Origin of the sequence: Thermomonas brevis (assembly GCF_014395425.1) — a bacterium.
Classification (GTDB): Bacteria; Pseudomonadota; Gammaproteobacteria; order Xanthomonadales; family Xanthomonadaceae; genus Thermomonas; species Thermomonas brevis.
Genome location: NZ_CP060711.1, coordinates 600,861 through 623,187, shown reverse-complemented (window position 1 = coordinate 623,187; position 22,327 = coordinate 600,861). Strand labels below are relative to the sequence as shown.

The following is a 22,327-nucleotide window of genomic DNA, read 5'->3' as shown; positions in this document are numbered from 1 at the left end:
CTCACTCCTCACTCCTCTCCACTCACTCCTCAACCCAGCACCACCACATGCGAAGATGCCGCATCCCCCGATGGATCCCCGCCATGTCCTCCACGCTCTACTACGCCCCCGGTTCCGCCAGCTTCCTCGTGCACTGGCTGCTGCTCGAACTCGATCTGCCGCACGAACTGCGCCTGGTCGATTTCGACAGCAAGGCCCAGAAATCGGCCGACTATCTGGCGCTGAACCCGAACGGCGTGGTGCCGACGCTGGTGATCGACGGCAAGCCGCAGTACGAGGCGGCCGCATTGGCACTCCTGCTGGCGGATCGCCATCCCGAAGCGGGCTTCGCGCCGGCCATCGACGATCCGCGCCGCGCCGATTACCTGCAGTGGATGTTCAACCTCGCCAACATGGTGCAGCCGCTGTTCCGCCAATGGTGGTATCCGGGCGAGCCGGCGGGCGAGGCGAACGCGGACGCGTTGCGCGCGCACTGCGCGCCGCGGATCGAGGCGCAGTGGCGGCGCATCGACGACCACTTGGCCGCGCATGGTCCGTGGTTGCTTGGCGAGAACCTGAGCGTCGCCGATTTCTACCTGACCATGCTGATGCGCTGGTCGCGCAACATGCCGAAGCCGGCCACCGAGTGGCCGCACCTGGCCGCGCTGGCGCAGCGGCTGAAGGCGCGCCCTTCGTTCAAGGCGCTGTACGAGCGCGAGGGGCTGACCGAGTGGGCGTGAGGCCCGCATCGGTTAGGCTTCGGCAATCCCGAGCGACGAGCCACGCATGAGCCAGACGACGGCCGCCACGACCGCACGCCTGCCCCGGCAGATCCCCTACATCATCGGCAACGAAGCCTGCGAGCGCTTCAGCTTCTACGGGATGCGCAACATCCTGGTGCAGTTCCTGGTCAGCAGCGTGATCCTGGCCTACGTGCCGGAGGCGGAGCGGCAGGGCGTCGCCAAGGACGTGTTCCACAGCTTCGTGATCGGCGTGTACTTCTTCCCGCTGCTGGGCGGCTGGCTGGCCGACCGCTTCTTCGGCAAGTACAACACCGTGCTGTGGTTCTCGCTGGTCTACTGCGCCGGCCATGCGTGCCTCGCGCTGTTCGAGGATCACCGCACCGGCTTCTACACCGGCCTGTTCCTGATCGCGCTGGGCAGCGGCGGGATCAAGCCACTGGTGGTGAGCTTCTGCGGCGACCAGTTCACCGCCGCCAACAAGCACCTGGCGAAGCTCGTCTTCGACGGCTTCTACTGGACGATCAACTTCGGCAGCTTCTTCGCCTCGCTGCTGATGCCGCTGTTCCTGCGCAACTTCGGGCCGGCGGTGGCTTTCGGCATTCCCGGCGTGCTGATGTTCCTGGCCACCTTCATCTTCTGGCTGGGGCGAGGCAAATACGTGCGGGTGCCGCCGAGCCGCGGCGAGGATCCGGATTCCTTCTTCAACGTGGCGCGTACCGCGCTGTTGGCGCAGGCACCGGGGCAGGGCCGGCCAGGGTTGCTGGTGGCCGGCGCGGGCGCGCTGCTGGCAGTGGCGATGCTGGCCTGCTGGGCGCTGCATGCGGGCTTCGGCATCGACCTGCCGTTCTGGCCGGCGGATTTCCATTTCGTCATCACCGCCTGCCTGGCGCTGGGGGCGCTGATCGTGTTCGGCGGGATCGGCGTGTCGATGCAGCTGGAGCGTGCGCGCGGCCGGCATCCCGATGCGGCGGTGGAAGGCGTGCGCGCGGTGCTGCGCATCCTGATCGTGTTCGCGCTGACCACGCCGTTCTGGTCGCTGTTCGACCAGAAGGCCAGCACCTGGGTGATCCAGGGCAAGGCGATGAGCATCCCGCACGAGGCGTGGTGGTGGCCGAGCTGGCTGGTCAAGGAAGCAGGGCAGATGCAGGCGCTGAATCCGCTGTTGATCATGCTGCTGATCCCGTTCAACAACTTCGTGCTGTATCCCGCGTTGCGCCGGCTCGGCTACCAGCCCACGCCGCTGCGGCGGATGGGTTGGGGGATCGTATTCGCCGGCATCGCCTGGATCGTCGCCGGGCTGATCCAACTGGAGATCGACAGCGGCGCGCAGACCTCGCTGGCGTTGCAGACCTGGCCCTACCTGCTGCTGACCTTCGGCGAGGTGCTGGTCTCGGCGACCGCGCTGGAGTTCGCCTACAGCCAGGCCACCGCGTCGATGAAGGGCGTGATCATGGCGTTCTGGTACCTCACCAGCACCTTCGGCAGCCTGTGGGTGCTGCTGACCAACGTGGCGGTACGCAACGAGGCGGTGACCGCGCATATCGCCGGCACCGGCTGGAGCGAGAACGCGTTCCTGATGTTCTTCTTCGCGCTGTTCGCGTTCGCCGCCGCGCTTGCATTCGCGGCCTACGCCCGCACCTATCCGATGCAGGACAACTACCGGGCCGCCTGATCCATGCTCACCTACGCCATCATCGCCGTCACCGTGCTGGTGAGCTGGCGCGCCTTCAACGACCAGCGCCTGCTGGGCAGGCTGATCCTGTGGCCGCCCGCCGTGCAGCGCAACCGCCAGTACGACCGCCTGCTGACCTACGGCTTCGTCCACGCCGACTGGACCCACCTGCTGTTCAACATGATCACGCTGTGGTCGTTCGGCAGCGTGGTGGAGCGGGTGTTCTCGCAGTGGATCACGCCGCTCGGCTTCGTGCTGTTCTACCTGTCGGCGATCGTCGTCTCGATCCTGCCGACCTGGATCAAGCACCAGCGCGATCCCAACTACCGCAGTCTCGGCGCGTCCGGCGGCGTGTCGGCGGTGCTGTTCGCCGCGATCCTGTTCGATCCGTGGACGAAGCTCATCATCTTCCCGATCCCGCTGCCGATCCCGGCCTTCCTGTTCGCCATCCTCTACGTCGGCTACAGCATCTGGATGGACCGGCGCGGCGGCGGCAACGTCAACCACAGCGCCCACCTGTGGGGCGCGGCCTACGGCGTGCTGTTCACCGTGCTGCTGGAACCGGGCGTTGCCGGCCACTTCACGCGCAGCCTGCTGGGATAGCGGCGTCACAACGGAGCCAGCCATGAGCGAGATCCTCCACGAAGTCCCCGAACAGCGGTTCGTCACCCAGGCCGAAGGCCACGCCGCGCACCTCGACTACGTCGAGGACGACGGCCGCCTGACCATCACCCACACCATCGTGCCGCGCGAGATCGGCGGCCGCGGCATCGCCGGCGAACTGGTGCGCGCCGCGCTGGACTACGCGCGCGGCGCCGGCCTCAAAGTGGTGCCGCAGTGTTCCTACGCCGATGTCTGGATGCGCCGGCATCCTGAGTTCGAGGCGCTGCGCGCCTGATCCGGCCGGGGGCGCGTACAATCCCCGCCCCTATGCGCCTGAACCGACACATCGCCGACACCGGCTTCTGCTCCCGCCGCGAGGCCGACCGCCTGATCGCGGAGGGCCGGGTCACGGTCAACGGGCTGCGCGCCCGCGTCGGCGCCGAACTGGGCGAGGGTGACGAGGTGCGCGTCGACGGTAACGCGCTGGCCGCGCGCACCGCCGCCAAGGGCAAGCGCCGGCACGTCTACATCGCGCTGAACAAGCCGGTGGGCATCACCTGCACCACCGAGTCGGACGTGAAGGGCAACATCGTCGATTTCGTCGGCCACGAGCAGCGCATTTTCCCGGTCGGCCGGCTGGACAAGGATTCGGAAGGGCTGATCCTGCTGACCAGCAACGGCGACATCGTCAACCGGATCCTGCGCGCCGAGAACAAGCTGGAAAAGGAATACCTGGTGGCGGTGAACCACCCGGTCACCCCTGAGTTCCTGCGCGGAATGAGCCGCGGGGTGCCGGTGCACGGCCAGATGACCCTGCCGTGCAAGACAGGCAAGCTGGGCAGCCAGGGCTTCCGGATCGTGCTGACCCAGGGCCTGAACCGGCAGATCCGGCTGATGGCGGCGCATTTCGGCTACCGGGTGAAACAACTGCTGCGGGTGCGGATCGGCAACGTGAAGCTGGGCCGTCTGAAGCCTGGTCAGTGGCGCAACCTGACCGACGCGGAACTGCGCGGATTGCTGCCGGAACACGCCGATTGGTAACCAAAACCGGCCGTTTGAAAAAAAACTGCGCCGGGATCGACATTTGCCGTCAAAAACAGGTTAAGGTTCGCCCACTGTTTCAAGCGGGATCACGGTACATCGTGACCCGATGCGGTAGATCCTTCGTGATCCGCTCATCGTGTGCGTTACCCCTTGCTCGACAGTCGCGGCCGGCTCCGCCAGTCGCGTTTCCATGACCAACTGTTTCCAATGGAGTAACAACATGTCTGATCGTCAGACCGGCACCGTCAAGTGGTTCAACGACGCCAAGGGCTTCGGCTTCATCACCCCGGAAAGCGGCCCGGACGTTTTCGTCCACTTCCGCTCGATCCAGGGCACCGGCTTCAAGTCCCTGCAGGAAGGCCAGAAGGTCTCCTTCAAGGTCGTGCAGGGCCAGAAGGGCCTGCAGGCCGACGAAGTGCAGGCGATGTAATTCGCCTCGCGCATTCGCGCACGCAAAGCCCGGCTTCGGCCGGGCTTTGTCGTTTCCGGGACATGCGAATCCGTTCATGGGTTCGATACCGCATGCGTGCCAGACTATGCGGCAGGTTCGAATCCATTCTTTTTCCCACGTTCCGCCATGAGCGATTATTCCCCAAGGTTGCGCGCGTCGTCCCCCTCGTTCTTTCCCTGGCCCTGCTGGCCGGCTGCGGCCGTGGCGATGCGCCGCAGGCGCCCGTCGCCGCGACTCCCGGCACTGCGGCCGAAACCGCCGCGCCGGCATCGCCCGCCGCGCCGGTGGAACTGAAGGACGTGATCGAAACCACGCCCGGCTACATCGTCGGCATCAGCTATCCGCAGATGGCCGCGGATTACCCGCCGCTGGCGCAGGCGCTGCACGACTACGCCGAGGCCGCGCGCGCCGATCTGATGAAGGCGGTCGCCGGGCTGAACGGCGAAAAGCCGCGCGCACCCTACGACCTCAGCCTGCAGTTCACCCGGGTGGTGGAAACGCCGCGCGTGGTGGCGGTGGCCGCCGACGGCAGCAGCTATCTCGGCGGCGCGCACGGCATGCCGCTGGTGGAGCGTTTCGTCTGGCTGCCGCAGATGCAGCAGATGCTGGCGGCGGAGCAGCTGATCCCCGATGCCGGCAACTGGAAGCCGGTTTCCGCCTACGTGCGCGAGCAGCTGATGACCGCGTTGTCCGGGCAGCTGGACGACGAGGCGCTGGAAGGCGACGTGCGCTCGGAGCAACTGCGCTTCCGCAGCAGGATGATCGACGAGGGCACCGCGCCGGAGCCGAAGAACTTCGCCCGCTTCGAGCCGGTGATGAACGCCGACGGCAGCATTCGCGCGCTGCGCATCGTGTTTCCGCCGTACCAGGTGGCGCCCTACGTGGAAGGCACGCGCACGGTGGACGTGCCGGCGCAGGTGCTGCTGCCGCTGGTAGCGTCGGAGTACAAGGCGCTGTTCCGCGCCGGCTGAGTCTCACCGGATGAGACGCCCGCCGCGCAGCCTGCGCGGGTGAACGCGCAGATCCGCTTCGACTTCGTCCATTCCGTTCATCCCGCCCGACGGGGCGGGGCGGATAATGCCGGCATGGCCGCGCACCCCGCGCTCGACGCATTCCATCCCGCCGTCGCCGGCTGGTTCGCGCGCGCCTTCCCGGCGCCCACGGACGCGCAGCTCGCGGCCTGGCCGGCAATCGCCAGTGGCCGCGACACCCTGGTCGCCGCGCCGACCGGCTCGGGCAAGACCCTGACCGCCTTCCTCACCGCCATCGACGCGCTGGTGCGCGAGGGCCTGTCGCACGGGCTGCCGGAGCAGACGCTGGTCGTTTACGTGTCGCCGCTGAAGGCGCTGTCCAACGACATCCACATCAACCTGGACGCGCCGCTGGACGGCATCCGCGCCGAACTGGCGGCGCTGGGCCTACCGGACGTGGACATCCGCACCGCCGTGCGCACCGGCGACACGCCGCAGTCCGAGCGCGCGCTGCATCGCAAGAAACCGCCGCACATCCTCGCCACCACGCCGGAGTCGCTGTACGTGCTGCTCGGCTCCGAGTCCGGGCGGGCGATGCTGGCCGGCGTGCGCACGGTGATCGTGGACGAAATCCACGCGCTGGTGCAGAACAAGCGCGGCAGCCACCTGGCGCTGTCGATGGAGCGGCTGGACGCGCTGACCGGGCGGCGGGCGACGCGGGTCGGGCTGTCGGCCACGCAGAAGCCGATCGAGGAGGTGGCGAAGTTCCTGACCGGCGCGGGCGAGCGCGACTGCGCCATCGTCGACATCGGCCACGCGCGCGCGCGCGACCTCGCGCTGGAGCTGCCGCCGGTGCCGCTGGAAGCGGTGATGTCGAACGCGCAGTGGGAGCTGGTGTACGCGCGCATCGCCGAGCTGGTCGAGCGGCACGCGACCACGCTGGTCTTCGTCAACACGCGGCGCATGGCCGAGCGCGCCGCGCGCCACCTCGGCGAGCTGCTGGGCAAGGAGCACGTGGCCGCGCACCACGGCTCGCTGGCGAAGGAACTGCGGCTGGACGCCGAGCAGCGGCTCAAGCGCGGCGAGCTGAAGGTGCTGGTGGCGACCGCCTCGCTGGAGCTGGGCATCGACATCGGCGACGTCGACCTGGTCTGCCAGATCGGATCGCCGCGCAGCATCGCCGCGTTCCTGCAGCGGGTCGGGCGCTCCGGCCACCACGTCGGTGGCGTGCCGAAGGGGCGGCTGTTCGCGACCAGCCGCGACGAACTGATGGAAGGCGCCGCGCTGCTGGACGCCGTGCGCCGCGGCGAGCTGGACGCGCTGATCATGCCGCCGGCGCCGCGCGACGTGCTGGCGCAGCAGCTCGTGGCCGAGGTGGCCGCGCGCGAATGGGACGAGGACGCGTTGTTTGCGCTGGTGCGGCGCGCGTGGCCCTACGCGTCGCTGCCGCGCAAGGAGTTCGATGCGCTTCTGAAGATGCTGGCGGAGGGCTTCTCGACCCGCTACGGCCAGCGCGCCAGCTACCTGCACCGCGACGCCGTGCACCGCAAGCTGCGCGGCCGCAAGGGCGCGCGCCTGACCGCCACGCAGTCCGGCGGCACCATTCCCGACGTCGGCGACTACGCGGTGGTGCTGGAGCCGCAGGCGATCAACATCGGCACGGTGAACGAGGATTTCGCCGTCGAGAGCCTCGCCGGCGACGTGTTCCAGCTTGGCAACGCCAGCTACCGCATCCTCCGCGTGGAAAGCGGGCGGGTGCGGGTGGAGGACGCGCAGGGTGCGCCGCCCAGCATCCCGTTCTGGCTGGGCGAGGCGCCGGGGCGCAGCATCGAGCTGTCGGCCAGCGTGTCGCGCTTCCGAGAACTTCTGCAGGCGAAACTGGAAGGCGAGGGTGAGGCGGCCGCATTGAGTTGGCTGCGCGACAAGCTTGGGCTGGGCGACTCCGCCGCTGCGCAGATCGTGGCCTATGCGGCCGCGCAGCTCGTCGGCTTCGGCATGCTGCCGACGCAGCGGCACATCGCGCTGGAACGCTTCTTCGACGAATCCGGCGGCACCCAGCTGGTGATCCATTCGCCGTACGGGAGCCGCATCAACAAGGCTTGGGGACTGGCGCTGCGCAAGCGCTTCTGCCGCAAGTTCAACTTCGAGCTGCAGGCGGCGGCGACCGAGGACGCCATCGTGCTGTCGCTCTCGACCAGCCACAGCTTCCCGCTGATCGAGGTGATCGGCTACCTGCATTCGTCCAGTGCGCAGGACGTGCTGGTGCAGGCGCTGCTGGACGCGCCCTTGTTTCCCGCGCGCTTCCGCTGGAACGCGACCACCGCGCTGGCCCTGCCGCGCTTCACCGGCGGCAAGAAGGTGCCGCCGCAGCTGCAGCGGATGAAGTCGGAAGACCTGATGGCGACGGTGTTCCCCGACCAGGTGGCCTGCCTGGAGAACATCGTCGGCGAGCGCGAGGTGCCGGACCACCCGCTGGTCGCGCAGACCTTGCAGGACTGCCTGTTTGATGCGATGGACGTGGACGGCTGGCTGGCGCTGCTGCGCGGGCTGGAGTCGGGCGAGGTGCAGGTGACCGCGCGCGACCTCACCGGCCCGTCGCCGTTCACCGCCGAGGTGCTGACCGCGCGGCCCTACGCCTTCCTCGACGACGCGCCGCTGGAGGAGCGCCGCACGCAGGCGGTGGCCGCGCGCGGGCTGGGCCATGCCGGCCGGGTCGAGGACCTGGGGCGGCTCGACCCGAACGCGATCGACGCCGTGGCCGAGGACGCCTGGCCGCTGGCCGGAACGTCGGACGAGATGCACGACGCGTTGATGGCAGTGGGCGCGGTCACGGCGGGCGAGGCGGAGGCGTCGGGCTGGACGCATCTGTTGCGGGCGCTGGCCGGGGATCGGCGTGCGACGCATCTGATTCCATCTCCCGCCGGGAAAGGACGACCCGAAGGGCCGGATGAGGGTTCGGCAACTGGCAGAATCCTCTCCCCAACTTCTCTCCCGGAGAGAGAGGGGCTATGGGTAGCTGCCGAACGGCTGCCGCAACTGCGCGCGCTGCACCCTGCGGCGGCGATCGAACCCGAAATCGAAGTGCCGGAAAGCTACGCCATCGACTGGACGCGCGAGGACGCCCTGTGCGAACTCGTGCGCAGCCGCCTGTCGACCTCGGGCGTCACCACCGTCGCGGCGTTGGCCGAGGCGCTGATGACGGATCACGGCGACGTCGAACTCGCCCTGCTGGCGCTGGAGCAGGAGGGCTACGCCATGCGCGGCCGGTTCCGTCCCGGTGCCGTCGGTGAGGAGTGGTGCGAACGCCTGCTGCTGGCTCGTATCCACCGCAACACCGTGGCGCGTCTGCGGCGCGAGATCGAGCCGGTGGACGTGCGCGATTACGTGCGCTTCCTGTGCGACTGGCAGCGCCTGTCGCCCGCCACCCGCGTGCAGGGGCCGGAAGCGCTGGCCGGCGTGCTGGCGCAGATGGAAGGCTTCGAGGCCGCCGCCGGCGCGTGGGAAAGCGAGCTGCTGCCGGCGCGGATCAAGGACTATTCCATCGCCTGGCTGGACGACCTGTGCGGCGCCGGCCGCATCGCCTGGACGCGCCTGCGCACCGGCGGCGAGGGCGGGGCGACGCTGGTGCGCGCCGCGCCCATCGTGCTGCTGCCGCGTCGCGAGCTGGGCCTGTGGACGCGGCTGGCCGCGCGCCAGCAGCCGGGCGAGGACGCACCGCTGTCCTCGCGCGCGCGCAAGGTCGAGGACTGCCTGCGCGAACGCGGGGCGCTGTTCTTCGACGAACTGGTGGACGCCGCGCGGCTGCTGGAAACCGAGCTGGAGGACGCGCTGGCCGAACTGGTCGCGCGCGGGCGCGCCAGCTGCGACAGCTTCTCCGGCCTGCGCGCGCTGCTGCTGCCGGCGGCGAAGCGCCCGGCCAGCTACGCGCGCAACGGGCGCCGCGCGTCGCTGACCGGGATCGCGGATGCGGGCCGCTGGAGCCTGGTGCGGCGGCCGGAGGCCGATGCGGCGCCGGACCCGGCCTCGGTCGAACACGTCGCCCGCGTCCTGCTGCGCCGCTACGGCGTGATCTGCTGGCGGCTGCTGGAGCGCGAGGCCGCGTGGCTGCCGCCGTGGCGCGAACTGCTGCGCGAATACCAGCGGCTGGAGGCGCGCGGCGAAATTCGCGGCGGGCGCTTCCTGTCCGGCGTGGTCGGCCAGCAGTTCGCCCTGCCGGAAGCGGTGGCCGCGCTGCGCGCGATCCGCAGGCGGCCGCCGGACGGCGCGATGATCGCGGTGTCGGCCGCCGATCCGCTCAACCTCGTCGGCGGCCTGCTGGCCGGCGACAGGGTGCCGCGCCAGCCCGGCGCGCGGCTGCTGCTGCGCGACGGCGTGCCGGTGGCGTCGCTGGTCGGCGGCGAGTTCCGCGCCTTGCCCGGGCTGGCGGTCGAAGACGAGCATGCGGCGAAGGTGGCGCTGCTGCGCGAGCCGGGGGTGCAGGGCGGCAGGGCGCCGCTGCCGGCGGGATCGCGGCCGATGGCGGATCCGTTGGGGTTGCATGCGGGGCGAGGAAGTTGAAGCGAGCGCTGCTGTAGCTTTCATCTGGTGCCACGGGATAGACGCGGCACATCCATGTGCCGCGCCCGCAGCTTTGCTGCGGGCAGCCTGCGGCTGTCCAGATTCGCTCCCGGCGAATCTGTCGAACCCTACGGGTTCTCATCCCTCCGGTCGCATCATGAAAAAAGCCCGAGTCGCGAGACTCGGGCTTTTTTCATGATTGGCGCTCCCTACGGGATTCGAACCCGTGTTTTAGCCTTGAGAGGGCCACGTCCTAGGCCTCTAGACGAAGGGAGCATTGGAAGGTGCAGCCGGTTGGACGACCGGCCCGGCTTTGCCGGATGGGCTGCCGAGCTTGGTAGTATAAAAGGCTGCGTCTGCCGCTGGCAACGCTCCATTTCCGCCGCCAACCGCAGCGCATGACCGATACCGACCATTCCCCCGCTTCCCTCGTCCCCCAGTTGCGCGTGATCCCGCGCGACGTCCACGGCGTGTCCCGCAAGCAGATGAGCCCCAACGCGCTGCGGGTGCTGTACCGCCTGCGCGAGGGCGGCTTCGGCGCCTATCTGGTCGGCGGCGCGGTCCGCGACCTGCTGATCGGCGGCCAGCCCAAGGATTTCGACGTCGCCACCGACGCCACCCCGGAACAGGTCAAGGCGCTGTTCCGCAACTGCCGCCTGATCGGCCGCCGGTTCCGGCTGGCGCACGTGGTGTACGGCCGCGAGATCATCGAGGTCGCCACCTTCCGCGCCAACGGCGGCGACGACGACGGCGACCGCCAGACCGACGATGGCGGCCGCCTGCTGCGCGACAACATCTACGGCAGCATCGAGGACGACGCGGTGCGCCGCGACTTCACCGCCAACGCGCTGTACTACGCGATCGAGGATTTCTCGGTGCGCGACTACGTCGGCGGCTATGCCGACGTGCAGGCGCGGCTGCTGCGCCTGATCGGCGAGCCGGAAGCGCGCTACCGCGAAGACCCTGTGCGCATGCTGCGCGCCGCGCGGCTGGCGGCGAAGCTGGGCTTCGCCATCGAGGCCGGCACCGCCGAGCCCATCGCCCGGCTGGCGCCGCTGCTGGCCGACGCCGCGCCGGCGCGGCTGTTCGAGGAAACCCTCAAGCTGTTCCTGTCCGGCCACGCGGTCGCCAGCTTCGAGCACCTGGAAGCGCACGGCCTGCTGCCGGCGCTGCTGCCGGAAACCGCCAAGGCGCTGGCCTCGAACAGTTCCGGCGCGCTGCGGCGGATGCTGGTGCAGGGCCTGCGCAACACCGATGCGCGGGTCGCCAACGACGAGCCGGTGTCGCCGGCCTTCCTGTATGCCGTGCTGCTGTGGCCGGCCTACTGCCGCGCGCTGGCGCAGCTGCAGGCGCAGGGCGTGCATGCGGCGGAAGCGCAGCGCCGCGCCGCCGACCGGGTAACCATGCATCAGGTCGCGCGCACCGCGCTGCCGCGCCGCTTCTCGCTGCCGATGCAGGAGATCTGGCTGCTGCAGCCACGCTTCTCGCTGCGCCAGCGCAAGCGCGTGTTCCGCCTGCTGGCGCATCCGCGTTTCCGCGCCGCCGTCGATTTCCTCGAACTGCGGCTGGCCGCGTCCGATTCGCATGCGGAGGACGTGGCGTTCTGGCGCGAGGCGCAGCTGGAGCCTTCCGCCGTGCTGGCCGCCAACGAAGCGCGGGAAGCGGAAAGCCCCGACGCGGAGGAGGGCGACGATGCCGCCGCGCCGCGCAAGCGCCGCCGTCGCCGCCGGGCGAAACCGGGAGCTGCGCCATGACCCTGCTGACCAAGGCCTGCATCGGCCTCGGCGCCAACATCGGTCATCCGCAGGAGGCCGTGCGCGACGCCATCGAGGCGCTGCGTGAACTGCCGCACAGCCGCCTGCTGGCCGCGTCGCGTCTGTACCGCACGCCGGCCTGGGGCCGCGTCGACCAGCCGGATTACGTCAACGCCGCCGCGCTGCTGGAAACCGGCCTGGCCCCGCACGCCCTGCTCGACCACCTGCTGGAGATCGAGCGCAAGGCCGGCCGCAGCCGCGGCGGCGAAACCGCCTCGATGCGCTGGGGCCCGCGCGTGCTCGACCTCGACCTGTTGCTGTACGGCGACCGCACGCTCAACCAGCCCGGCCTGCGCGTGCCGCATCCGCACCTGCACGAGCGCGCGTTCGCGCTGGTGCCGCTGGCCGAGATCGCCGCCGATGCGCCGTTTCCCGGCCACGGCAGCGTGGGCGAGGCGCTGCGCCGCATCGACGTCGAAGGCGTGGAAGCGATCGGCGACGCCTGATCCGGAGCGACGGGCCTACGCGCGTTCTGCGCCATAATGCCGCGCTTGCCAACCCGGAACCTGCGATGAGCGTACATGCCGAACAGAAGTCCTGGAGCGTGCCGCAGCTCGCGCAGGCGCGCGACGCGGGCCGCCGGCTGACGATGCTGACCTGCTACGACGCCAGCTTCGCGCGTGTGCTGGACGACGCCGGCATCGACCTGATCCTGATCGGCGATTCGCTGGGCATGGTGGTGCAGGGGCACGATTCGACGCTGCCGGTGCGCGTGGACGACATCGCCTATCACACGGCGGCGGTGGCGCGCGGCGCGAAGCATGCGCTGAAGATCGCCGACTTCCCGTTCGGCAGCGACGCCACGCCGGAGCAGGCGCACGCGGCGGCGGTGCGCTTCATCCAGGCCGGCGCGGCGATGGTCAAGCTGGAAGGCGCGGGCCACAAGCTGGAGACGATCCGCTTCCTGGTCGAGCGCGAGATTCCGGTCTGCGCGCACCTCGGCCTGACCCCGCAATCGGTGCTGAAGATGGGTGGTTTCAAGGTGCAGGGCCGCGAACAATCCGCCGCCGAACGCCTGCGCGCCGACGCCTTGGCGGTGGCCGAGGCAGGCGCGGCGCTGCTGGTGCTGGAAGGCGTGCCGGCCCCGCTGGCGGCGGAGATCACCGCCGCCAGCCCGATTCCCACCATCGGGATCGGCGCCGGCCCCGGTTGCGACGGTCAGGTGCTGGTGCTGCACGACCTGCTCGGCATCGACACCGGCCACCGCAAGCCGAAGTTCGTCAAGGACTTCCTGGCCGAGGGCGGCTCCATCGCCGGCGCGGTGCGCGCCTATACCGAGGCGGTGCGCGCCGGCACCTTCCCGACTTCCGAGCACAGCTACGCATGATCGAGACCCTCACCGCCCTCGACGCCCTGCGCGCCCGCGTCAACGGCTGGAAGCGCGAGGGCCTGCGCGTCGGCTTCGTGCCGACCATGGGCAACCTGCACGCCGGCCACTATTCGCTGGTGACGCTGGTGCGCGAGCGCGCCGACCGCGTGGTCTCCAGCGTGTTCGTCAATCCCACTCAGTTCGGCCCGAGCGAGGACTTCACCCGCTATCCGCGCACGCCGGACGCCGACACCACTGGGCTGGAAGCCGCCGGCTGCGACGCGCTGTGGCTGCCGGAGGTGGAGGCGATGTATCCGTTCGGCGTGGAGTTGGCGGCGAAGGTGCAGGTGCCGGGCGTCAGCTCGGTGCTGGAGGGCGCGTGCCGCCCCGGCCATTTCGACGGCGTGTGCACCGTGGTGACGCGCCTGTTCAACCAGGTGCAGCCGGACGTGGCCGCGTTCGGCCGCAAGGATTTCCAGCAGCTGGCGGTGATCCGGCAGATGGTGGCCGACCTGCACGTGCCCATCGAGATCCTGGCGGGCGAGATCGTCCGCGAGGACGACGGGCTGGCGATGAGTTCGCGCAACCAGTACCTGTCGCCGGAGGAGCGCGCCGTCGCGCCGACCATCCACCGCGTGCTGCGTTCGATGCGCGATGCCGCGCAGGTCGGCGCGGCGCGCGCGCAGGTCGAAGCCGACGCCGACGCCGCCATGCGCGCGGCCGGGTTCGTGCCCGACTACGCGGTGGTCCGCCGCCCCGATTTCAGCGAACCGGCGGACGGCGAGGGCGGGGCGCGGGTGGCGCTGATCGCCGCGCGCCTGGGCCGCACCCGGTTGATCGACAACATCGAGTTTCAATTGCCCGGATAAATTGCCCGGATAAAACGGAATTCCCGGTTTGTTGCGGTGCGCAAAACGCGCCCTATACTGCGAACTTCCGGGCTGTCCCGGCCTTGCGTTCCACCGGAGTCGAAGCCATGCAACTGACCCTGCTCAAGGGCAAGATCCATCGCGCCACCGTCACTCACGCCGAGCTGCATTACGAAGGTTCGTGCGCCATCGACGGTCGCCTGCTGGACATCGCCGGCATCCGCGAATACGAGCGGATCGACATCTACGACGTCACCAGCGGCGAGCGCTATTCCACCTACGCGATCCGCGGCGAGGAAGGCAGCGGCGTGATCTCGGTGAACGGCGCCGCCGCGCACAAGTCGCGGGTGGGCGACCTGGTCATCATCTGCGCCTACGTGCAGTGCGACGCCGCCGAGGCGGAAGCGCACAAGCCGGTCTGCGTCTACGTCGACCGCGAGAACCGGTTGACCCACACCAACCACTCGATGCCGAAGCAGGCGGCCTGACGTGGGCGGGCAGCTGGAGGGTCTGGATGCGCAAGCGCAACGACTGTCCGGCACGCCGCTGCCGGCGCTGATCGCGGACGATCCCGCGCGGGCGCGCGACTTCGCCCTGCGCAGCGGCCCGCTGTACGCCAACTTCGCGCGCCAGCGCTACGACCGCGCGGCGTTGGACGCCCTGTTCGACGTCGCCGAACGCGCCGACCTCGCCGGCGCGATGCGCCGCCTGCTGGACGGCGCCATCGTCAATCCCACCGAAGGCCGCGCCGCGCTGCACAGCGCCCTGCGCGGCGACACCTCCGAAGCCACCGTCGCCCGCGACGCGCGCGCGCAGGCGCTGGACGCGCAGGCGCGGATGCGCGGGCTGATCGAAACGCTGGAAGCCGGCGACGTCACCGACATCGTCAGCGTCGGCATCGGCGGCTCCGACCTCGGCCCGCGCCTGGTCGCGGACGCGCTGGCGCTGCCGGGCGCACGCTTCAAGGTGCACTTCATCTCCAACGTCGACGGCAACGCCGCGCGCCGCGCGCTGGCCGGACTGGACCCGAAGCGCACCGCCGCCATCGTCATCTCCAAGACCTTCGGCACCCAGGAAACCCTGCTCAATGGGGGCATCGTCCGCGACTGGCTGGGCGACGACAGCCGCCTGTACGCGGTCAGCACCAACGCGCAGCGCGTGGCCGACTTCGGCATCCCGCCGGAGCGCACTCTGCCGATGTGGGATTGGGTGGGCGGGCGCTATTCGCTGTGGTCGGCGGTGGGCTTCCCGATCGCGCTGGCGATCGGCATGGACCGCTTCCTGCAACTGCTGGACGGCGCCAGCCGGATGGACGCGCACGCCGCCGAAGCGCCGCTGCGCGACAACCTCGCCGTATGGCACGCGCTGACTGCGGTGTGGAACCGCAACGCGCTGCACGCCGCCACGCAGGCGGTGCTGCCCTACGACGAACGCCTGCGTCTGCTGCCGAACTACCTCCAGCAGTTGGTGATGGAAAGCCTCGGCAAGTCGGCGACGCTGGCGGGCGGCAAAGTCGGCCTCGACACCGTGCCGGTGTGGTGGGGCGGCGCCGGCACCGACACCCAGCACAGCTTCTTCCAGGCGCTGCACCAGGGCACCCAGACGGTGCCGGCCGATTTCATCGGCGTGCGCCAGGCCGACCACGCGCACGAGCGCAACCACGCCGCGCTGCTCGCCAACCTGCTGGCGCAGACCGAGGCGCTGGCGAACGGGCAGGACAGCGACGATCCTCACCGCCGCTACCCCGGCAACCGCCCGAGCACGCTGCTGCTGCTGGACGCGCTGACGCCGGAATCGCTGGGCATGCTGATCGCGCTGTACGAGCACAGCGTCTACCTGCAATCGGTGCTGTGGGGCATCAACGCCTTCGACCAGTTCGGCGTGGAGCTGGGCAAGCAGGTCGCCAATTCGCTGCTGCCGGCGCTGTACGGCGAGAGCGAGGCCGACGATCCGGTGACGCGGGCGCTGCTGGCGGAGCTGCGGTAAGCGGAGAAAGCGATTTGCGGATGAGGCGCTGGTTGAGATTAATCCGCGTTGATCCGCGTCCAGGTTTTTGCCGCTTACGGCGGCGCAGCTGGCCTTGCTGCCAGTATCTCGTCGACGGCGCGTTCCAGCGCATACAGGGCCGTCCGATCGGTGAGCGCCGCTTGCAGCGCCTGCACCGCGATGCCGAGGCGCGCCGCGCCGACGAAGCCGCAACCGGCCGACAGCTTGTGCAGCTCCGCCCGCAGCGCGGAAATGTCGGCGTGGGTCGCGGCGTGGACGATCCGGTCGCGCTGTTGCGGAAGCTCGGCCAGGAACAGCTTGCGCAGCGCCTGCACGTGCGCGTGCTGGCCGCCCAGCGCGGCCAGGGCGGCGGCATCGTCCCACGGGCGGGCTGCGGCATCGGGCAGGTGCCGGCGCAGCGCCGCGTGGAAGGCGTGCATCCCCAGCGGTTTGCGCAGCACCTCGGCGAAGCCGGCCGCCAGCAGCCGCGCGTGCATATCGGCGTCGAGGTCGGCGGTATGCGCCAGCGCGGCGGTGCCGATGCCGCGTTCGCGCAGCGTGCGCAGCAGGTCCTCGCCGCGCCCGTCGGGCAGGTTGGCGTCGAACAGGAACAGGTCGAACGCTTGGTCGAGACAGACGCGCTCCGCGTCGGCGAGGCTGGTCGCCGTCACCGGCAGCGCCGGCAGGGCGGCCGCGGCGGCGGCAAGGAACGCGGCGCTGGTCGGGTCGTCCTCGACCAGCAGCAGGCGGGGGATGTCGGCGGGGGAATGGTTCATCGCGCTGCCTCCCGGCCTTTGTATGCTGCGTCCATGGTGCGCCCGATCCTAACCGCTTGTCTGTGCCTGGTGGCGGCGCTCGCCTCGCTGCCGGCGCAGGCGCGGACGGCGCAGCTGCGGGCCGTTAAGGTCGCCACCCCGGTGGCGACGCTGGAACGCGTGCGGGCGCGGCTGGACTGGGCGGACGGCGCGGACGCGGGCGAATTGCAGCTGTGGGCCGGCAGGGTCGAGGCGCCCGACCTCGGCTACCGCTTCCGCGATCTGCACTGGCGCTGCCCGCTGCGGCGCACGGCGAACGCGGGCTGGCACTGCGAGGGCGAGCTGCGGGCCGGCAACGCCGCGCCGCTGCGGCTGGCGGTGGCCTTCGATGCCGCGGCCACGCAGGCGTCGCTGGCGAAGGGCGCTGCGCGCATCGCGCTGGACCGCAACGCCGCCTCGCCCGACCTGACCGTGTTCGACCTGCGCGGCGTGCCGCTGGCCTGGGCGCAGGCGCTGCTGGCGCAGGCGTGGCCGCAGGGGCATCTCAAGGCCGGCACCGCGGACGGGCGCTTGCAGGTGGCGTCGACGCGCGCCGGGCTGCGGGTCGAGGGCGCGCTGCGGCTGCGCGGCGCGGGGTTCGAAAGCGCCGACGCCAGCATCGTCGGCGAAGACCTGGGCGGCGAGCTGCGGCTGGACTACCGCGGCGCGGCGGCATCGACGCAGGCGACGGTCGAGGGCGAGCTGCGCGGCGGCGAGTTCCTGGCCGGCAACAGCTACGTCGCGCTGCCGCCGACGCCGGTGGGCCTGCGCATCGAGGCGAACCGGCAGGACGGCGCTGGCTGGGCGCTGCCGCGCATCGAATGGCGCGACGGCGGCGTGCTGGTCGCCGACGCCAGCGCCCGCCTCGCGCCGGACGGCACGCTGGCTGCGCTGGACTTGCGGGCGCGCAGCGACGACATGGCGCCGCTGCGCCCGCGGTACCTGTCCGGCTGGCTGGGGCTGGTCGGGCTGGGCGAAGTGGAGCTGCGCGGCGCGATGGAGGTCGAGGCGCATCTCGACGCCACCGGCCTGACCGGCGCCAGCGCGCTGCTGCACGGCGTGGACCTGCGCGATCCGGCCGGCCGCTTCGGCTTCGACGGGCTGCGCGGCGACCTGCGCTATTCCGCCGGGGCGGAACCGATCGCCAGCGCGCTGGAATGGAAGGCCGGCCGGCTGCACGGCCTCGCGTTCGGCGCGGCGCGATTGCCGTTCGCCAGCGCCGGCGGCGAACTGCGCGTGCGCGAGGCGGTGCAGGTGCCGCTGATGGGCGGCACGCTGGGGCTGCGCGACGTGGTGATCCGCCCGCCGCAGGGCGACGGCGGCGCCGACATCCGCTTCGGCCTGCGGCTGTCCGACATCGACTTCGGCAAGGTGTCCGAAGCGCTGGGCCTGCCGCCGTTCCAGGGCCGGCTGGGCGGCGACATCCCGCTGGCGCGCTACGCCGACGACCGCATCGAATTCGACGGCGGGCTGACGCTGGGCATCTTCGACGGCCGGGTCGCGTTCTCCTCGCTGGCGCTGGAGCGCCCGTTCGGCACCGCGCCCAGCCTGAGCGCGGACATCGCGATGGACGACCTCGACCTGCTGCGGCTCACCGAGGTGCTGGGCTTCGGCAGCATCACCGGGCGGCTGGACGGCCGCATCGACGGCCTGCGGCTGGTGGACTGGACGCCGGTGGCGTTCGACGCGAGCTTCGTCACCGATCCCGTCCCCGGCGTGCGCCAGCGGATCAGCCAGCGCGCGGTGCAGAACATCAGCAGCGTCGGCGACGCCTCCTTCATCACCAGTCTGCAAGGGCGGCTGATCGGCCTGTTCAGCGACTTCGGCTACCGCCGCATCGGCATCGGCTGCCGGCTGGAGAACGAGGTCTGCGCGATGTCCGGCCTCCATTCAGCGGGCAACGCCTTTACTATCGTCGAAGGCAAGGGCATTCCGCGCCTGGGCGTGGTCGGCTACAACCGGGCGGTGAACTGGCCGACGCTGGTGGAGCGGCTGGTCGCGGTCGGCAAGGGCGACGTGGCGCCGGTGGTGGAGTGACCGCCTGACGTGAATTGCGAACGAAGGAGCAGGGAATGAAGCATTGGATGGGGATGCCGGTCGCGGCGGCGCTGCTGCTGAGCGCGTGCGTGACGATTAACGTGTACTTCCCGGCGGCCGAGGCCAAGGAAGCGGCCAAGGAGTTCGTCGAGAAGGTCATCAACGAGGCCGATAAGGTCGAGGTCAAGCAGCCGCCGGCCGGCGGTGGCGGCATGGCGATGCTGGAGCGGCGCATCGAGTCGGACCTGTCCGGCTTCGACCCGTGGGTGCTGGTCGGCATCGGCAGCGCGCGCGCGCAGTCCGCGCCCGACATCAGCATCAAGACGCCGGCCATCCAGGCGATCCAGTCGCGCATGGAGTCCCGCTTCAATGGCAGCCTGCGCGCGGGCTTCGACAGCGGCGCGCTGGGCTTCACCGACGACGGCCTGATCACCGTGCGCGATGCGTCGAAGGTGGAGCTGAAGGACCGCGTGGCGCTGAACTCGGCGGTGGCCGACGACAACCGCGACCGCAAGGCGGTCTACCGCGAGGTGGCGGTGGCGAACGGTCATCCGGAATGGGAAGAGCAGATCCGCGGCGTGTTCGCCAAGCAGTGGATCGCCAGCGCGCGCTCGGGCTGGTGGTACCAGTCGGGCGGGAGCTGGAAGCAGAAATAGCGGAAGCGAAACCTCGTCAGGCCCACGGCCGATAGGCATCCGGCACGGCGGAATCTCCGCCGTTACGGCACGCAGCGCACGTCCGGATTGGTCGCCGCCATCGCCAGGCAGCGCTGGTTCTCGCGTGCTGTCTTCAGAGCTTTCTGTCGGGTGGCGTCATTGGCCGGATCGACGCGCCGGTGGCCGGCGGCGGTACTGTCGCCGGTTGCGTGCCGCACCAAGTCGAACGCCATCGCCGCCAGTACTCGGTCCTTCTCCTTCCAGTGGTAGAACACGACGTAGCCGCCGGCTGGCAGGCGCCAAGTGTCAAATTGGTCCCAGAACCGACCGTCGGAAAAAACGCCGCGGCTCCGGCTGTCGCCTTCCTGTTCTTTGGTTTGCGTGCTCATGACCAACACGTCGAGCGTCTGCCCGCTTGCTAGCGGGAAGCCGCCCTCGGCGCGTATCGTCCATGCGCCCGCGCTGTCCTCGTAAACGCGGCAGGCAACGCCGGCGCAGCGCAGGTTCCTGACCTGCGAGCCACGCGCCACACCGTCGCCGGCGATGCCGGTGTCTCCGACCTGCATCCACTGCCATGCCTTGGTGCTGGTGCCGACAACCGCGGTGTCCCGCACCATGGACGCCTCGCGTGGCTGCACCGTCGATGCTTGTCTGGAGGGAACGGCTTCGGCCGCGCGCGATTGCACCGCTTCCGACTGCCGGGGCCGCACGGCATCCGCATTGCGTGGAACGATGTCCTGGGCCGCGGCATCGGCTCCGGCCGCGATGCCGGCGAACAGGAGGCAGTAGAGCATCAAGCTGGAAGCCATTGGAGATACCTCGGAAATGAGGAAATGAATCTGTCGTCGAACGCATGCGCCAGCAGCGTGGGCATCGTGTTTCCACGGCTCGCGGATCTGGGCGCGATCATCGGCAGTCTTGATTGCCTGCCGCCGGGATGTCCTTGATCTGGGTCATTCGCAATGTTCCGGCGCGCATGCGGAATGGAGGGGCAGACGCGGCCTCCCCGTGCCGATCTGGCAAGGTGGTTGACGGAAACAGGCAATCGTCCGCGGCGCGGGAGCGTCTCAGTCCAGGAACTGCAGCTTCGCCAGCTCCGCGTACAGCCCGCCCTGCGCCAGCAGTTCGGCGTGGGTGCCCTCGGCGACGATGCGGCCGTGGTCCATCACCACGATGCGGTCGGCCTTCAGCACGGTCGCGAGGCGGTGCGCCACCACCAGCGTGGTGCGGCCGGCCATCAGGTTTTCCAGCGCCTGCTGCACCGCGCGCTCGCTGTGCGCGTCCAGCGCCGAGGTGGCCTCGTCCAGCAGCAGCACCGGTGCGTCCTTCAGCAGCGCGCGGGCGATGGCGATGCGCTGCTGCTGGCCGCCGGACAGGCGGGTGCCGCGTTCGCCCAGTTCGCTGGCGAAGCCGTCGGGCAGGGCGTCGAGGAACTCGTCGGCGCGGGCCGACCGCGCGGCCTTGCGCACGTCCTCGTCGCTGGCGTCGAGCCGGCCGTAGCGGATGTTGTCGGCGGCGCTGGCGGCGAAGATCGCCGGCGACTGCGGCACCAGTGCCAGCGCTTCGCGCAGCGTGCCGGGGTCGAGTTCGCGGATGTCGATGCCGTCCAGCGCGATGCGCCCGTACTGCGGGTCGTGGAAGCGCAGCAGCATCGAGAACACGGTGCTCTTGCCCGCGCCGGACGGCCCCACCAGCGCGACCGTCTCGCCCGGCCGCACGTGCAGGCTGAAGCCTTCCAGCGCCGGCGCGTCCGGGCGCTGCGGGTAGTGGAAGGTGACGTCGTCGAACACGATCTCGCCGCGCACCGGCACCGGCAGCGCCTTCGGATGCGCGGGCGCGGCGATGGCCGGGGTTTCCTCCAGCAGCTCGCGGATGCGGCCCATGCCGCCGGCGGCGCGCTGCAATTCGTTCCACACCTCGGCCAGCGCGCCCACCGAGCCGCCGCCGATCAGCGCGTACATCACGAACTGGCCCAGCGCGCCGGCGCTCATGCGGCCGGCGATCACGTCGTGCGCGCCCGACCACAGCACCACGATCACCGCGCCGAAGATCAGGGTGATGGCGACCGCGGTCACCAGCGCCTGCGCGCCGATGCGCTTGCGCGCGGTGGACACGGCGGTCGCCATCGCCTGCGCGTAGCGCCCGCGCTCGAAGGGTTCGCGCGAGTGCGCCTGCACCGTGCGCACCGCGCCCAGCGCCTCGGTGGCGAGCGTATTGGCGTCGGCGATGCGGTCCTGGCTGGCGCGCGACACCTTCTGGATGCGGCGCGCGCCGATCACGATCGGCGCCACCGCCAGCGGAATGCCCAGCAGCGCCCACGCCGCCAGCTTGGGGCTGGTGACGAACAGCATCGCCATCGCGCCGATCACGGTCACGCTGCTGCGCAGGGCTACCGACATGCTGGAGGCGATCACGCTGCGCAGCAGCTCGGCGTCGGCGGTCAGGCGCGACACCAGCTCGCCGCTGCGGCTGCGGTCGTAGAAGCCGGCGTCGAGGTCGAGCAGGTGCGCGTACAGCCGGCTGCGCAGGTCGGCGACCACGCGCTCGCCGAGCAGGGTGACGAAGAAGTAGCGGGCGGCGGTGGCCAGCGCCAGCGCCACGATCACCGCCAGCACGAAGGCGAAGGTGCGGTCGATGTTGGCGCCGCTGCTGAAGCCGTGGTCGATCATTTGCCGGAACGCCACCGGCAGGCTGAGGGTGGCGGCGGACGAACCCGCGAGCGCGACCAGCCAGGCGACGAACAGGCCCAGATGGCGCTGGATGAAGGGCCACAGCGCACGCAGGGAGCCGATGGGCGCCTTGGCCGGCGCCGGGGCGGGGGAGTTCATACGGACATTTTAGC

At 70.4% G+C, this 22,327-nt stretch carries 19 protein-coding genes and 1 tRNA gene; 16 read left to right on the top strand and 4 right to left on the bottom strand.

Translation table 11 applies throughout. The features are described 5' to 3' along the window. The first annotated feature begins 83 nt into the window (after window positions 1-83). From H9L17_RS02820 to H9L17_RS02785, 8 genes are all read left to right on the top strand, one after another. Window positions 84-719, top strand: a complete 636-nt coding sequence (locus H9L17_RS02820; protein ID WP_187570859.1) for a glutathione S-transferase family protein — start codon at window positions 84-86, stop codon at window positions 717-719. A 46-nt stretch (window positions 720-765) separates the two neighbouring features. Further along, a complete protein-coding gene (locus tag H9L17_RS02815; RefSeq protein WP_187570858.1) occupies window positions 766-2,394 on the top strand; it encodes a POT-type proton-dependent oligopeptide transporter in 1,629 nt (542 codons plus the stop codon). 3 nt (window positions 2,395-2,397) lie between these two features. Next, window positions 2,398-2,997 (top strand): rhomboid family intramembrane serine protease, encoded by a 600-nt coding sequence (locus H9L17_RS02810; RefSeq protein WP_187570857.1) that lies wholly within the window; start codon window positions 2,398-2,400, stop codon window positions 2,995-2,997. Between the two features lie 22 nt (window positions 2,998-3,019). Beyond that, complete coding sequence (locus H9L17_RS02805) at window positions 3,020-3,292, top strand: GNAT family N-acetyltransferase (protein ID WP_187570856.1); 273 nt, start codon at window positions 3,020-3,022, stop codon at window positions 3,290-3,292. A 32-nt stretch (window positions 3,293-3,324) separates the two neighbouring features. After that, window positions 3,325-4,038, top strand: coding sequence for a pseudouridine synthase (locus H9L17_RS02800; protein WP_187570855.1), 714 nt, complete (start codon window positions 3,325-3,327; stop codon window positions 4,036-4,038). Between the two features lie 223 nt (window positions 4,039-4,261). Then, window positions 4,262-4,471 (top strand): cold-shock protein, encoded by a 210-nt coding sequence (locus tag H9L17_RS02795; protein WP_139717747.1) that lies wholly within the window; start codon window positions 4,262-4,264, stop codon window positions 4,469-4,471. A gap of 92 nt (window positions 4,472-4,563) precedes the next feature. Then, on the top strand, window positions 4,564-5,463 hold the full coding sequence (locus H9L17_RS02790; protein ID WP_246455150.1) for a DUF3298 and DUF4163 domain-containing protein: 900 nt from the start codon (window positions 4,564-4,566) through the stop codon (window positions 5,461-5,463). Between the two features lie 114 nt (window positions 5,464-5,577). Then, window positions 5,578-10,020 carry a DEAD/DEAH box helicase gene (locus H9L17_RS02785; RefSeq protein WP_187570854.1) on the top strand — a complete coding sequence of 1,481 codons (4,443 nt, stop codon included), beginning with the start codon at window positions 5,578-5,580 and terminating at the stop codon, window positions 10,018-10,020. 200 nt (window positions 10,021-10,220) lie between these two features. Here the strand turns inward: H9L17_RS02785 and H9L17_RS02780 are convergent. Next, window positions 10,221-10,296 (bottom strand) — tRNA-Glu (locus tag H9L17_RS02780). A 122-nt stretch (window positions 10,297-10,418) separates the two neighbouring features. On the opposite strand from H9L17_RS02780, the gene pcnB reads away from it, so the two are divergent. From pcnB to pgi, 6 genes are all read left to right on the top strand, one after another. Next, window positions 10,419-11,774 carry a polynucleotide adenylyltransferase PcnB gene (gene pcnB, locus H9L17_RS02775; RefSeq protein ID WP_187570853.1) on the top strand — a complete coding sequence of 452 codons (1,356 nt, stop codon included), beginning with the start codon at window positions 10,419-10,421 and terminating at the stop codon, window positions 11,772-11,774. 5 nt (window positions 11,775-11,779) lie between these two features. Next, window positions 11,780-12,280 (top strand): 2-amino-4-hydroxy-6-hydroxymethyldihydropteridine diphosphokinase, encoded by a 501-nt coding sequence (gene folK / locus H9L17_RS02770; RefSeq protein WP_187571827.1) that lies wholly within the window; start codon window positions 11,780-11,782, stop codon window positions 12,278-12,280. A 65-nt stretch (window positions 12,281-12,345) separates the two neighbouring features. After that, on the top strand, window positions 12,346-13,161 hold the full coding sequence (panB, locus tag H9L17_RS02765) for a 3-methyl-2-oxobutanoate hydroxymethyltransferase (protein WP_187570852.1): 816 nt from the start codon (window positions 12,346-12,348) through the stop codon (window positions 13,159-13,161). Beyond that, window positions 13,158-14,012 (top strand): pantoate--beta-alanine ligase, encoded by an 855-nt coding sequence (panC, locus tag H9L17_RS02760; RefSeq protein WP_187570851.1) that lies wholly within the window; start codon window positions 13,158-13,160, stop codon window positions 14,010-14,012. Before panB ends, panC begins: the two co-directional genes overlap by 4 nt. Window positions 14,013-14,119: 107 nt before the next feature. Continuing rightward, window positions 14,120-14,500: an aspartate 1-decarboxylase gene (gene panD, locus H9L17_RS02755; RefSeq protein WP_187570850.1), complete on the top strand. Its 381-nt coding sequence runs from the start codon at window positions 14,120-14,122 to the stop codon at window positions 14,498-14,500. Between the two features lies 1 nt (window position 14,501). Further along, window positions 14,502-15,998: a glucose-6-phosphate isomerase gene (gene pgi / locus H9L17_RS02750; RefSeq protein WP_187570849.1), complete on the top strand. Its 1,497-nt coding sequence runs from the start codon at window positions 14,502-14,504 to the stop codon at window positions 15,996-15,998. Between the two features lie 74 nt (window positions 15,999-16,072). Here the strand turns inward: pgi and H9L17_RS02745 are convergent, their stop codons facing one another. After that, a complete protein-coding gene (locus H9L17_RS02745; RefSeq protein WP_187570848.1) occupies window positions 16,073-16,774 on the bottom strand; it encodes a response regulator in 702 nt (233 codons plus the stop codon). A 33-nt stretch (window positions 16,775-16,807) separates the two neighbouring features. On the opposite strand from H9L17_RS02745, the gene H9L17_RS02740 reads away from it, so the two are divergent. Both H9L17_RS02740 and H9L17_RS02735 read left to right on the top strand, forming a co-directional pair. Then, on the top strand, window positions 16,808-18,829 hold the full coding sequence (locus H9L17_RS02740; RefSeq protein WP_187570847.1) for a translocation/assembly module TamB domain-containing protein: 2,022 nt from the start codon (window positions 16,808-16,810) through the stop codon (window positions 18,827-18,829). Window positions 18,830-18,864: 35 nt separating this feature from the next. Further along, window positions 18,865-19,485: a YdbL family probable chaperone protein gene (locus tag H9L17_RS02735; protein ID WP_187570846.1), complete on the top strand. Its 621-nt coding sequence runs from the start codon at window positions 18,865-18,867 to the stop codon at window positions 19,483-19,485. Window positions 19,486-19,547: 62 nt separating this feature from the next. Here the strand turns inward: H9L17_RS02735 and H9L17_RS02730 are convergent, their stop codons facing one another. Beyond that, a complete protein-coding gene (locus H9L17_RS02730; RefSeq protein WP_187570845.1) occupies window positions 19,548-20,294 on the bottom strand; it encodes a hypothetical protein in 747 nt (248 codons plus the stop codon). Window positions 20,295-20,552: 258 nt separating this feature from the next. Continuing rightward, the gene (locus H9L17_RS02725) at window positions 20,553-22,313 is read right to left on the bottom strand and encodes an ABC transporter transmembrane domain-containing protein (RefSeq protein WP_187570844.1); all 1,761 of its coding nucleotides are present in this window, start codon (window positions 22,311-22,313) and stop codon (window positions 20,553-20,555) included. Window positions 22,314-22,327: the final 14 nt, after the last annotated feature.